The organism is Nostoc sp. FACHB-152 (assembly GCF_014697475.1).
Taxonomy (GTDB): domain Bacteria; phylum Cyanobacteriota; class Cyanobacteriia; order Cyanobacteriales; family Nostocaceae; genus Nostoc_B.
This window is the reverse complement of the sequence record NZ_JACJRV010000021.1, coordinates 1-11,845: the sequence shown is the minus strand read 5'-3', so window position 1 is coordinate 11,845 and position 11,845 is coordinate 1. Positions and strand designations below refer to the sequence as shown.

Genomic DNA, 11,845 nt, shown 5'->3' with positions numbered 1-11,845 from the left:
CTAATGTTACTTTTTAATGACCTTTTTTAGCCGTTCGTAAATTAGAAACCCGGTATACCCTGTTAAAGGTGAGAAATTTAGTATGAGCAGTAATTTAGCCAGTAAGTTGCGTGTAGGTACGAAAAAAGCCCACACAATGGCAGAAAATGTAGGTTTTGTCAAGTGCTTTTTAAAAGGAGTGGTAGAGAAAAGCTCTTACCGAAAGCTAGTGGCTAACTTTTATTTCATCTACTCGGCAATGGAAGAGGAGATGGAAAAGCACCGTCAGCACCCAATTGTTTCTAAAATTAATTTTCCCCAACTCAACCGCAAGCATAGCCTAGAGCAAGACTTGCTCTATTATTACGGTAATAACTGGCGCGATCAAATCAAACTATCGGCAGCAGGTGAAGCTTACGTTCAACGCATCCGCGAAGTTTCGGCAACCCAACCAGAATTGTTAATTGCTCATTCTTACACCCGTTACTTGGGTGACTTATCTGGGGGACAAATTCTCAAAAACATTGCTGTAACAGCGATGAATTTGAACGATGGGCAAGGAACTGCCTTTTATGAGTTTGATGAAATTACTGACGAGAAGGCATTTAAGGCTAAATATCGCCAAGCTTTAGATGAGATGCCTATTGATGATGCTACAGGCGATCGCATCGTTGATGAAGCTAACGCTGCCTTCGGGATGAACATGAAAATGTTCCAAGAATTAGAAGGCAACCTCATCAAAGCCATTGGTATGATGTTATACAACAGCCTCACCCGTCGCCGCACACGTGGCAGCACCGAACTAGCTACTGCTGAGTAAATTTTTGTAAACTAATATTTGTGAATTCTAGGGGCAGTTTCCCTGGGGTCATCTTATCAAGGTAAGGCGATCGCAAGGAAGTTGCCCCTACTGCTGTCTTTAAAAATTAAAATGGCTACAAAAATTCCCGTGACTGTGATTACAGGCTTCTTAGGTAGTGGTAAAACCAGCCTAATTCGCCACCTACTACAAAATAACCAAGGTCGTCGCATCGCCGTTTTAGTCAACGAATTTGGCGAATTGGGTATTGATGGCGAATTACTAAAATCTTGCCAAGTTTGCCCCGAAGATGAAGATGGCGGAAGTAATATCTTTGAGTTAACCAACGGCTGTCTCTGCTGTACTGTGCAGGAAGAGTTTTTTCCCACAATGCAAGAGTTAATTAAACGGCGCGACAGCATCGACTGTATTGTGATTGAAACATCAGGTTTAGCATTGCCTAAACCACTGGTAAAGGCCTTTCGTTGGCAAGAAATTCGCAACGCCGCAACAGTAGACGCAGTGATTACCGTCGTAGACTGTGCAGCCGTAGCCGCCGGGACATTCGCCAGTGATTTAGAAGCGATCGCCGCCCAACGCCAAGCAGATGATAGCCTAGAACATGAAACACCCTTACAAGAATTATTTGAAGACCAACTCGCTTGTGCAGACTTGGTAGTTTTAAGTAAAACTGACTTGGTAGATGCCGCCACTAAAACCCAAGTTGAGGAATTAGTGAAACAAGAATTACCCAGAGTGGTAAAAATGGTAGAGAGCGATCGCGGTCAACTCGACCCATCGGTATTATTAGGATGGCAAGCCGCCGTCGAAGATAACTTAGATAGCCGTCCCAGTCATCACGACACAGAAGAAGACCACGACCACGACGACGAAATTATCTCAACCCACGTAATTTTAGACCGCGCCTTTGACCCGGAAAAACTCCAACAACAGTTGCAAAACATAGTTAATCAACAAGAAATTTACCGGATTAAAGGATTTGTAGCAGTTCCCAACAAACCCATGCGTTTAGTAATGCAAGGCGTAGGTAACAGATTTGAAAAATTTTATGACCGCCCTTGGCAAGCAGCAGAACCAAGGCAAACCCGCTTAGTTTTTATTGGTCGTGATTTGAACTCCCAAGAAATCGAATCCCAACTCGTCACTTTATAACCGCCTGCTCCTCTGCTCCCCCGCCCTCTGCCTTCTGCTAAAATATGCTATCTGTTCTTTAATTAGATACTATTGATGCTAGATAATGGGAAAGCTTTGACTTTTATTGACCCATCTAGCCCGGAAGAACAGATTAACTACTATGCGAACTCACTATTGCGGCGAACTCCGAAAAGAACATATTGGAGAAACTGTTACCTTGTACGGATGGGTAGACCGTCGCCGCGATCATGGGGGCGTGATATTCTTAGATTTACGCGATCGCTCTGGTACAGTCCAAATTGTCAGCGATCCGCAACGCACCCCTGATTCTTATGAGCAAGCCAATGCTTTGCGGAATGAATACGTCGTCGAAATCACCGGTAGAGTAACACAACGTCCCGAAGAATCTCTGAATACGCGTATTCCCACAGGTAAAGTGGAAATTTACGCGGATAAAATTACATTGCTGAATGCTGTGCGTAAGCAGCTACCATTTCAGGTTTCCATTGCTGACACTGAATCGGTAAGAGAAGACTTAAGACTAAAATACCGTTATTTGGATTTACGGCGCGATCGCATGGCGCAAAATATGCAACTGCGTCATCAAGTTGTTAAAGCTATGCGTCGCTATTTGGAAGACACAGAAGCTTTCATCGAAGTTGAAACACCAGTCCTTACTCGTTCCACCCCCGAAGGTGCGCGGGACTATGTTCTACCCAGTCGCGTCAACCCTGGCGAATGGTTTGCTTTACCGCAATCACCGCAACTATTTAAACAAATCTTGATGGTATCCGGGATGGATAGATACTATCAGATAGCCCGTTGCTTCCGGGATGAAGATTTACGCGCCGACAGACAACCAGAGTTTACTCAATTAGACATGGAAATGAGTTTCATGTCTCAAGAAGAAATTATTGAACTCAACGAAAAACTAGTTTGCCATATCTTCAAAACCGTTAAAGGAATTGACTTACCCCATCCTTTCCCGCGCTTAACCTACGCTGATGCGATCGCGCGTTACGGCAGCGATAAACCAGATACTCGCTATGATTTAGAATTAGTTGATGTTTCCGATATCCTCAAAGACTCTGGTTTCAAAGTCTTCCGGGATGCTGTAGCCCACGGTGGGATTGTCAAAATTCTCCCTATCCCCGACGGTAACGACAAAATTTCTAACGTCCGAATTAAACCAGGCGGCGACATCTTCAAAGAAGCCAGTGAAGCCGGGGCGAAAGGTTTAGCCTACATTCGCGTTAGAGAAGATGGTGAAATCGACACCATCGGTGCAATTAAAGACAACCTCACAGCAGAACAAAAAGCCGAACTTCTCCGCCGCACAGGTGCAAAAGCTGGACATTTGTTATTGTTTGGTGCTGGTGATGCGCCTACCGTTAACAAAACTTTAGATAGATTGCGGCAATTTACTGCTAGAGAATTTGGGTTAATCAATCCTGAAAAACTCAACTTGTTATGGATTGTTGATTTCCCCATGTTTGAGTGGAATGCTGACGAAAAACGCCTAGAAGCATTACACCACCCCTTCACCGCGCCTCATCCCGACGACATACACGACTTAAAAACAGCCCGCGCCCAAGCTTACGACTTGGTATTTAACGGCTTTGAAGTTGGCGGCGGAAGTTTGCGAATTTATCAGCGCGAAATTCAAGAACAGGTGTTTGAAACCATCGGCTTATCGCCAGAAGAAGCCCAAAGTAAATTCGGTTTCCTCTTAGAAGCCTTTGAATATGGTACGCCTCCGCATGGTGGTATCGCCTACGGTTTAGATCGTTTAGTTATGCTACTGGCTGGCGAAGAATCTATCCGTGATGTCATTGCTTTTCCGAAGACACAACAAGCCCGTTGCTTGTTAACAGATGCACCTTCTGGGGTAGATGTCAAGCAATTGAAAGAATTACACGTTGCTTCGACATACAAACCAAAGGCATAACAAAGCTCAAGGGGATGAGTGATGCTGTCAAAATAGAATCAAGCTCCTATCCCCTAACTTGTTTATGAATGAGCCTATCACCTTGATAAAAGATTTGTTACCAGATGCCATACGACGTGCTGAACGCTTGGCAGAGCAATTACGAGCTTGTAGCACCGGAGGTTTAAGAGGCAGAGGAGCAGAGGCGGTAAATAACTATTGCCTATTGCCTGTTGTCTATTGCCTATTCAACTCTCCCCCAACAAAAAACCCGCCTAAGCGGGGTTTCCACACAACAAAACTGTAAACAATCAACTGATCTAGTAAGTTTAGCCGAGATAGCGCATTTCTGCTTCTAGCTGATGAACCAACTTCTCATTACCTTGAGCCTTTGCTACTTCTAAGCGATGCTCTAAATTCTTTCTGAGGTTTTGTCTGTGTACTTCTTTGGCTTGTCTCATAGCCTGTAATCTATTTTGACTCATAATGACTTTCCTGTTTATTTTTTTATATGTCTCGTAATCCTAACATAGCATAAATTTTGTAGCTGTTGCTACAGAAAGTTATGCCTTAATATATCTTAGGACAATTAATTCATGCTAGAGAGTCAAATAAATCAACGATCGCTTTTAACTTTACTCAGCGACTTTGGCGATCGCGATGTTTATGTTGGGGTAATGAAAGGTATAATTGCCCAAATCAACCCGTTACTCACAGTGGTAGACTTAACGCACCAAATTCCACCACAAGATATTGCGGCTGCTAGATTTTGCCTCATGAATGCTTATCCCTACTTTCCCGATGGAACTGTGCATATAGCAGTGGTAGATCCGGGTGTAGGTAGTAAACGCCGAGCGATCGCAGTAGAATTTTCTGGTGGGTTTTTAGTCGGCCCCGATAATGGCATATTCAGTGGCGTATTAAGTCAAAGTCCTGCCGTTGCAGCCGTTGAACTGACAAACCCCAAATATTGGCGAACTCCCGAACCTAGCCGCACTTTTCACGGTAGAGATATCTTTGCACCCGTGGGAGCAAACCTTGCTAATGGCGTTCCCCTGAGACAGCTAGGACAAGAAATAAATCCAGCAAGTTTGGTACAGCTAGATATAGGTCAATGCCAAGAAACCAGAGATGGTGTTTTAGGTCGTATTCAATATATAGATCACTTTGGCAACTTAATCAGCAATATTCCTCAAAGTTACGTGGAAGGTAAAACGTGGCACGTGCAAATTGCTGGGTTGACAATCCCAGGGTGTGAAACTTACAGTGATGTCGAAGTTGGCGAGGTTGTAGCCTTAGTTGGTAGTCATGGCTGGGTAGAAATTGCCATCAATGGAGGTGATGCCCATTCAAAGTTGCATATCAACTGGCAAGATGCGTTAAAAGTCATTAATTATTAGACTATTAATTGGACTGCTGACTCATCACTCTTGTTTTATGACCACGCAAACCGTATCTCCATCACAAGTTTATCAAGGACAGTTTGGCGAATTCACCATTGATCAGAGCGATCGCACTGGCGTAATCATCTATCGCACTGCATTAATGGTAGCTGCACTTAGCTTTGCGATAGGTACTGCCTTAGCATTCAACTATAACCCGACTACCATCCAAGCAATTACCCCTTTCTACACCTGTTTTAGTTTAGCCCTGGGTGTCAGCTTGCTGACTATCCATATATACATGGCTCCTCTGCACCGACTTTTACAAGTTTTTTGGCTAATTGGGAGTATTTCTGCATTTATCTTTGCCCATGTTGACAGCCAACCCTTTGCTGTGACTGTTTACACAAACCCACTGACTATTTTGGGAATAGGTTTTACTTTTGCGGCATTGACAGGCATTTATTTTAAAGAAGCATTTTGCTTTAACCGCCTAGAAACTAAAGCCTTAACTTTCACAGTTCCCGGACTTTTGTTAGGACATCTTCTAGGATTTTTACCAATTCATGTAGAACAGATTCTCTTAGGAATTTGGGCAACTTTATTCTTAGTATTTGCTGTGCGTAAAACATTCCAAGCAATTCCCGCAGATATTGGCGATAAATCTGTATTTGCTTATTTAAAAGCCCAACGTACAGCTAAGGTGTAATGCAAAGAAAAAAATCTCAGGATATCAAGTTGTTCAAATTTAGGCTTCTCAAGCGTCAGGAAATATGGACGTTGACACTTCAGGGATGGTTAATATTCCTAATTACATTTGGCATTTCTATATTTTTCATCATTGCTAAGTTATACCCATTTCTGGCAGTCAACGATCCTATAAAATCAGCAGATGTATTAGTTGTTGAAGGATGGATATCCGACTATGCACTAAAAAAAGCAGTAGATGAATTTAAACAAGGTTCCTATAGCCAAATATTAACTGTAGGAGTACCAGTAGACCAAGGGTTTTATTTGGCTGAATATAATAATTTTGCCGAAATTTCCGCAGCTACATTACATAAAATGGGTATCCCAAAAGAAAAACTGCGAGCGATTCCTGTTCCTGAGGTAACAATAAATCGAACTATTGCCTCGGCGAGAGCATTAAAACAGTATGTTAAAGACAAAAATTTACAAATAGACTCAATCAATTTATTGACAAGTGATGCTCACGCCCGAAGAAGCTGGCTAATATTTAAAAATACCTTGGCTCCTACCATTGAAGTAGGAATTATTGCTATCAATCCAGGGACTTATAACTCTCACAAATGGTGGAATTCTAGCGAAGGAGTGCGTACAGTTATGAGTGAGGCGATCGCATATATTTATGCACTGTTTATAAGTTGGAAGATGTAATATAGCATTCGTTACAACAAAATAAACTTGCAAATAAACTTGCCAGTAATAATCATTTTGCTACACCTGCTGCGGGTAGATACCAATAAAGTTTGTAGGAACAAAATTTAGTCAATATTTGTTTCTTGTTCGCCCTTCTCTTGCTGTTGGCGATGTTCCTCAATTCGCTCAAAGATTTCATCGATAGTTGGATTTCCTAAAATTTGCTCCCTATCTCGTGTGTAATCTCCGCTACCTCTTTCAAATTGCTGCATAAATCTTGCCATTCCCGCATGGCCAAGAGCTTTTGTCAAAGCTTCTATTCCCAACCTTCTAATCTCAGCTTGAGTAAGCTTAGTCACGTCTAGCATTTATTACCTCCAATACCCACCGCAAAGGGTTTTCTATTCTCACTTTTAGCATGGTGCTGTGTCTAGCTGCTAAACGTAGCATCCTGTCATCAGTTGTGAGCAAAACATCAGCATTCCTAGTTTCTGCACAAGCTATGTAGGAGGCATCAAAAGCCTTAAATCCAAGATTAACAAGTTCTTTAGCACGAGCTTTAACCTGTTGATTGCCAAGAATTGTAGTGCTGGCTATGGCAACCCAAGCCATCATTTGCTGTTTTCTATAGGAATTCAAAGGGTCGCAGACAACACACATCTAAATAAATTAAAGCTTCCATAGGTACATCTTGCTCGGTATGATATTTAATCTGCAAGCACTTACCTCAAAGAAACCAACTATGACTCAGAACTACCGCATTACCTTACTTCCCGGCGATGGCATTGGCCCTGAAATTATGGCAGTGGCGGTAGATGTGCTGAAAGTTGTAGGGAAAAAATTTGATCTTGGGTTTGAATTCCAAGAGGCTTTAATTGGTGGCGCAGCTATTGATGCTACAGGTGAACCTTTGCCAGCCGCTACCTTAGACACTTGTCGCAACAGTGATGCTGTTTTACTTGCCGCTATTGGTGGTTATAAATGGGATACTCTGCCTTCCAACCAACGCCCAGAAGCTGGTTTGTTAGGGCTACGTGCAGGTTTGGGGTTATTTGCTAATTTACGCCCAGCCCAAATTCTGCCCCAGTTAATTGAGGCTTCGACTTTGAAACGAGAAGTTGTAGAAGGCGTAGATATTATGGTGGTGCGAGAACTCACAGGTGGAATTTACTTTGGTAAACCTAGAGGCATTTTTGAAACAGAAACAGGCGAGAAACGCGGTGTCAATACAATGGTTTACAGCGAGTCAGAAATTGACCGCATTGGTAGAGTCGCGTTTGAAACAGCCCGAAAACGACGCGGTAAACTCTGTTCTGTGGATAAATCTAACGTATTAGAAGTATCGCAGTTGTGGCGCGATCGCATTACCAAACTTGCCGCCGAATATCCCGATGTGGAACTCTCTCACCTGTACGTCGATAATGCAGCAATGCAATTAGTCCGCGCTCCCAAGCAATTCGATACGATTGTGACAGGTAACTTATTTGGTGATATTCTTTCCGATGCTGCCGCCATGTTGACTGGCAGTATTGGGATGCTACCCTCTGCTAGTTTGGGTGCTTCTGGCCCTGGCGTATATGAACCCGTTCACGGTTCTGCACCAGATATTGCCGGACAAGATAAAGCCAACCCTCTGGCGCAGGTTTTGAGTGCAGCAATGATGCTACGCTATGGCTTAAATCAGCCGCAAGCCGCAGATAGTATAGAAAAAGCTGTGTTGCAAGTTTTAGAACAAGGCGATCGCACAGGCGATATCATGTCACCTGGAATGAATCTTTTAGGTTGTCAGGCAATGGGAAATTCACTCATTCAAGCTTTAAATAAATAATTGTTTGAGTAAAAACTCGCCAAATTGGCAATCTTTACAGAAAGTTTCGGGTACACTATAGACAAAATCTAGTAAGTAGATAGCAGTAACATAGTGTACGCTTTACGACAAGAAACAGCTAATTTCAGCGCGTCTAGAATTCAGCCACCTCTAATTGATCCCGCTATCATTAGAGCGGCTGGCAAGATTTACTACACTTATTGTGAAGTACATCCTGAAATCGCTGGGCAGCCTTCAGGGGTAGCAATTAATCGTGTTACCCATCGGGGTAAAGTGATTTTCACTCACCAACCCGTCCTTTTACCTCAAGAATGTTTTGTACCTTTAAATCAAATTGAATCACATATGTATTAGTCAATGGTCATTAGTCATTGGTCATTAGTTATTTGACAAACAACAAATAACAAAAGACAAATGACACAGGACAATTGACAAATAACTATATGGATTTTTTAATAAACTTTCCGGCGATTATTGTTGTTTTCGCCTTGGGTGCATCTATAGGTAGCTTTATCAACGTTGTCGTTTATCGAATCCCTGCGGGGTTATCGATTCTTTGGCCGCCTTCTCGTTGCCCCCATTGCTTAAACCAGCTAAAAGCTTATGACAATGTACCCGTGCTGGGATGGTTGTGGTTACGAGGAAAATGCCGTTATTGTAAAAATAAAATTGCTGTTCGTTATCCAATTGTAGAAGCGATAACAGGTTTACTTTTTGTTACGATTTTTTTAGTATTTCAAGTTTCGATCGCCACCTTAGGATATTGGGCTTTTTGTAGTTGGTTATTGGCATTAGCACTAATTGATTTAGATACGATGACTCTCCCTAATGCCTTAACTCAATCGGGGTTAGTGATAGGCTTAGGGTTTCAAATGGTTAGCGGTTTTGTCACTGAAGCCAACGGTGTGGGATTAATCAGACAGCTGATGATGGGGATAGTCGGTGCTGTCATCGGTTTATGGCTATTTGAAGCGATCGCTCTTGGTGGTTCAATAGCTTTAGGTAAAACTGCAATGGGCGCAGGAGATGCCAAACTAGCAGCCATGATGGGTGCTTGGCTAGGTTGGCGGTATTTACTTTTGGCTAGTTTAATTGCCTGTGCTGTGGGAGTATTAATAGGTGGATTAGTAATTGTGCGATCGCAGCAAAAAACCTCAGTTAAAATTCCCTTCGGACCTTTTTTAGCTCTAGGCGCAATCATCACTTTATTTACCGGCCCAGCTATCTTATCGGCTTATTTGAAATTTGCATTTCCTTCCAGCTAAATAATATCTGTAAAGTAGGGTGGGCAAAGTTTTCCTACCCTACGCACTACTATGTGATCAAAGAGAATATTGAAAGTGAACAAAAGACAAAAAATTACTTATTTTCAAAGTATATCATGTTGGTTATGTGACTCAATTAGTGAATCTGGAGATAAACGATACATACATCGATTACTTAAGGAAAATATAGACCAAAGAGAGCTAATTATCCATGAGTTAATTTTAATTGTTCAAAAAGCTCATGATGATGCTCGATATCGGCTTCGTAAATTATCAGGAAATTCTCTTGATCCATTTGAAAGTGTCCCTACTATAGACCCATCAGACGGTTATCCAGAGCTTCTTCATATTCAGACACTTAAAGGTTACTTTGGAGAGATATTTGCAGGAATTATTGCTGAAAATTTGGCTCCTTTTGGACTTGATGACTGGGAAGTTCCTGTTTTCCTTTTTCGATTCCATCTAGTTGAGTTTCAACAGTTAGAATTTCTAAATCAAACTGGAGAAATTGCAAAAAAACGACCTGGACGTACAGGTGATGACTGTCTTGCTTTTAGGCGTAACAGTCAAGGAGAAATTCTTGCCTCTTTAATTTGTGAAGCTAAATGTACAGCTAGTCATGATAGCACGATGTTAGCTGAAGCACACATAAAAGCAAATGCACCAAATAAATATCCAGTTGACCTTCCACAAATTATCGAAATATTACAAGACTACAACGATGACTTGGCTTCTAAATGGAGAAATGAACTACAGCTTTTTCAGTTAAATATCAAGTTAAATAAAGTTGAGCAAAATTATGAACGTTATGATTTAGTTAGTTATATATGTGGTCAACATCCTGTTAGAAAAAATACTTGGTTATCTCCTGACAAAGTACACGAAAAATATATAGTGGGAAGAAAGCTGGAAGCAGTTGAAATTCATCTCAATGAAGTAGAAAATCTTGTTAAAACTGTCTATAGCCAACAGAAAAGTTCTCATCTTTCCACAAATATTACTCCCCAGATAGTTAAACAAGCAAATGGTTCAGAGGTAGCACAGGCAAAGTCTGATGTCATAGTAAAGGGAGAAAGTCTCCAAAATGAGATGTCTCAACCAAGTGAAGAGGTTATTGCTCTAGCGGCAGAACTACAAAATAGTCTGGCGGGTAGAAAACTGACACCTGCTATTGCAAAACTCTACAGCCAACATACCAGACTTCGTGCAGGTCAAGAGGGATTAATTGGGTGGAGAGAAGATGAAGCTGGTGAAAGATTAAATGATGCTGTCCGTCTTATTGAAGCTGCATTTATACAGCGAGAAGTTGGAGATGATAATTGGCGTAATGGTATGCTACGGGCTGGTGAGTTACTTGAATGGCTATCTCATCCCCAACTTAACCCGGATCTGTTACCAATTCGTTTACTTGCGGCTGCTGTCTATGAACTTGCTGGTTATCCTGCTAGGTCTACAGGTTTACTCAATGAAGAGACAAATGAGGGAATTGAGTCTGAAATTCTTCGTTCTTTACTGAAAGCTGATTTTCCTAGCCTGTTGCAACGATTGACAGAATATTGGGCAACAGCATCATCCACTTCCCAAGCAGAAACAAGCTTACTTTGGGATGATCCTGATAAAGCGTCTAATAGATTTAATGAGTGGATTGTTAGGGAAACTGCTAGTTCTCTAGGCATTTTATGTGCAAAAATGCGCTGGGGCAGTGAATCTAGATTAGATAGAGCTATTGAAAAACTCTCTGATATTGCTAAAGTACTTCTTCACGGACACGACACTTATTCTTGGCTTTTAGGTAAATTGTGTGCTGAAGTTACTTCTGTATATGTAGAAACTTCTCTACGACATCATCTAGAAGGGCTTTCTCAGATGATCACTCAAAATGGCAGAAATTTTCTGGAGCGGTATTTACGCCAAAGTTATCAAAACCGTAAAGCTTTAGCATGGCGTTCTCAAATCTGTGGAATTGAAAAACTAGCAACAGCAGAATCATTTGCACTTTGTACTCCTACAGGTTCAGGAAAAACAACAAGGCTCTCCCAGAGTAACTATGGTAAAATAATATAAGAAAATTAAATAAAACTTAGATAATTTAGATTGGTTAATAGAGAAAACCCAAGCTATAAACCGAAT

At 41.6% G+C, this 11,845-nt stretch carries 14 protein-coding genes; 11 read left to right on the top strand and 3 right to left on the bottom strand.

The window, feature by feature from the left end:
- Nucleotides 1-82: 82 nt before the first annotated feature.
- The 4 genes from H6G76_RS16730 to H6G76_RS16715 all read left to right on the top strand — a co-directional run bounded on the left by H6G76_RS16730 (nucleotide 83) and on the right by H6G76_RS16715 (nucleotide 4,167).
- Complete coding sequence (locus H6G76_RS16730) at nucleotides 83-799, top strand: heme oxygenase (biliverdin-producing) (protein WP_190702680.1); 717 nt, start codon at nucleotides 83-85, stop codon at nucleotides 797-799.
- A gap of 111 nt (nucleotides 800-910) precedes the next feature.
- Nucleotides 911-1,951 carry a cobalamin biosynthesis protein CobW gene (cobW, locus tag H6G76_RS16725; RefSeq protein ID WP_190702677.1) on the top strand — a complete coding sequence of 347 codons (1,041 nt, stop codon included), beginning with the start codon at nucleotides 911-913 and terminating at the stop codon, nucleotides 1,949-1,951.
- 142 nt (nucleotides 1,952-2,093) lie between these two features.
- A complete protein-coding gene (aspS, locus tag H6G76_RS16720; protein WP_190702674.1) occupies nucleotides 2,094-3,881 on the top strand; it encodes an aspartate--tRNA ligase in 1,788 nt (595 codons plus the stop codon).
- 64 nt (nucleotides 3,882-3,945) lie between these two features.
- The gene (locus H6G76_RS16715; protein ID WP_190702671.1) at nucleotides 3,946-4,167 is read left to right on the top strand and encodes a hypothetical protein; all 222 of its coding nucleotides are present in this window, start codon (nucleotides 3,946-3,948) and stop codon (nucleotides 4,165-4,167) included.
- A 22-nt stretch (nucleotides 4,168-4,189) separates the two neighbouring features.
- Here the strand turns inward: H6G76_RS16715 and H6G76_RS16710 are convergent, their stop codons facing one another.
- On the bottom strand, nucleotides 4,190-4,345 hold the full coding sequence (locus H6G76_RS16710) for a hypothetical protein (protein WP_190702668.1): 156 nt from the start codon (nucleotides 4,343-4,345) through the stop codon (nucleotides 4,190-4,192).
- Between the two features lie 111 nt (nucleotides 4,346-4,456).
- On the opposite strand from H6G76_RS16710, the gene H6G76_RS16705 reads away from it, so the two are divergent.
- Genes H6G76_RS16705 through H6G76_RS16695 form a run of 3 tightly spaced genes read left to right on the top strand, consistent with a single transcriptional unit; the run spans nucleotide 4,457 to nucleotide 6,640 of the window.
- On the top strand, nucleotides 4,457-5,260 hold the full coding sequence (locus H6G76_RS16705) for an S-adenosyl-l-methionine hydroxide adenosyltransferase family protein (protein WP_190702666.1): 804 nt from the start codon (nucleotides 4,457-4,459) through the stop codon (nucleotides 5,258-5,260).
- A 37-nt stretch (nucleotides 5,261-5,297) separates the two neighbouring features.
- Nucleotides 5,298-5,951: a DUF2301 domain-containing membrane protein gene (locus H6G76_RS16700; RefSeq protein ID WP_190702663.1), complete on the top strand. Its 654-nt coding sequence runs from the start codon at nucleotides 5,298-5,300 to the stop codon at nucleotides 5,949-5,951.
- Nucleotides 5,951-6,640: a YdcF family protein gene (locus H6G76_RS16695; protein ID WP_190702661.1), complete on the top strand. Its 690-nt coding sequence runs from the start codon at nucleotides 5,951-5,953 to the stop codon at nucleotides 6,638-6,640. The genes H6G76_RS16700 and H6G76_RS16695 overlap by 1 nt, the downstream gene beginning before the upstream one ends.
- Nucleotides 6,641-6,747: 107 nt before the next feature.
- Here the strand turns inward: H6G76_RS16695 and H6G76_RS16690 are convergent, their stop codons facing one another.
- Nucleotides 6,748-6,990, bottom strand: a complete 243-nt coding sequence (locus H6G76_RS16690) for a hypothetical protein (RefSeq protein WP_190702659.1) — start codon at nucleotides 6,988-6,990, stop codon at nucleotides 6,748-6,750.
- Nucleotides 6,974-7,237 carry a hypothetical protein gene (locus H6G76_RS16685; protein ID WP_199337410.1) on the bottom strand — a complete coding sequence of 88 codons (264 nt, stop codon included), beginning with the start codon at nucleotides 7,235-7,237 and terminating at the stop codon, nucleotides 6,974-6,976. The genes H6G76_RS16690 and H6G76_RS16685 overlap by 17 nt, the downstream gene beginning before the upstream one ends.
- Before the next feature lie 127 nt (nucleotides 7,238-7,364).
- On the opposite strand from H6G76_RS16685, the gene leuB reads away from it, so the two are divergent.
- From leuB to H6G76_RS16665, 4 genes are all read left to right on the top strand, one after another.
- Nucleotides 7,365-8,450 (top strand): 3-isopropylmalate dehydrogenase, encoded by a 1,086-nt coding sequence (leuB, locus tag H6G76_RS16680; RefSeq protein ID WP_190702656.1) that lies wholly within the window; start codon nucleotides 7,365-7,367, stop codon nucleotides 8,448-8,450.
- Between the two features lie 93 nt (nucleotides 8,451-8,543).
- Entirely contained in the window at nucleotides 8,544-8,804 is a 261-nt protein-coding gene (locus H6G76_RS16675) for a hypothetical protein (RefSeq protein WP_190702654.1), read from the top strand.
- Nucleotides 8,805-8,893: 89 nt separating this feature from the next.
- Complete coding sequence (locus tag H6G76_RS16670; RefSeq protein WP_190702652.1) at nucleotides 8,894-9,715, top strand: A24 family peptidase; 822 nt, start codon at nucleotides 8,894-8,896, stop codon at nucleotides 9,713-9,715.
- Between the two features lie 75 nt (nucleotides 9,716-9,790).
- Nucleotides 9,791-11,779: a hypothetical protein gene (locus tag H6G76_RS16665; RefSeq protein ID WP_190702650.1), complete on the top strand. Its 1,989-nt coding sequence runs from the start codon at nucleotides 9,791-9,793 to the stop codon at nucleotides 11,777-11,779.
- Nucleotides 11,780-11,845 lie beyond the last annotated feature (66 nt).

Coding starts and splice junctions, on each gene's coding strand:
- H6G76_RS16730 (WP_190702680.1), top strand. CDS start 83: ATGAGCAGTAATTTAGCCAGTAAGTTGCGTGTAGGTACGAAAAAAGCC.
- cobW (WP_190702677.1), top strand. CDS start 911: ATGGCTACAAAAATTCCCGTGACTGTGATTACAGGCTTCTTAGGTAGT.
- aspS (WP_190702674.1), top strand. CDS start 2,094: ATGCGAACTCACTATTGCGGCGAACTCCGAAAAGAACATATTGGAGAA.
- H6G76_RS16715 (WP_190702671.1), top strand. CDS start 3,946: ATGAATGAGCCTATCACCTTGATAAAAGATTTGTTACCAGATGCCATA.
- H6G76_RS16710 (WP_190702668.1), bottom strand. CDS start 4,345: ATGAGTCAAAATAGATTACAGGCTATGAGACAAGCCAAAGAAGTACAC.
- H6G76_RS16705 (WP_190702666.1), top strand. CDS start 4,457: ATGCTAGAGAGTCAAATAAATCAACGATCGCTTTTAACTTTACTCAGC.
- H6G76_RS16700 (WP_190702663.1), top strand. CDS start 5,298: ATGACCACGCAAACCGTATCTCCATCACAAGTTTATCAAGGACAGTTT.
- H6G76_RS16695 (WP_190702661.1), top strand. CDS start 5,951: ATGCAAAGAAAAAAATCTCAGGATATCAAGTTGTTCAAATTTAGGCTT.
- H6G76_RS16690 (WP_190702659.1), bottom strand. CDS start 6,990: ATGCTAGACGTGACTAAGCTTACTCAAGCTGAGATTAGAAGGTTGGGA.
- H6G76_RS16685 (WP_199337410.1), bottom strand. CDS start 7,237: ATGATGGCTTGGGTTGCCATAGCCAGCACTACAATTCTTGGCAATCAA.
- leuB (WP_190702656.1), top strand. CDS start 7,365: ATGACTCAGAACTACCGCATTACCTTACTTCCCGGCGATGGCATTGGC.
- H6G76_RS16670 (WP_190702652.1), top strand. CDS start 8,894: ATGGATTTTTTAATAAACTTTCCGGCGATTATTGTTGTTTTCGCCTTG.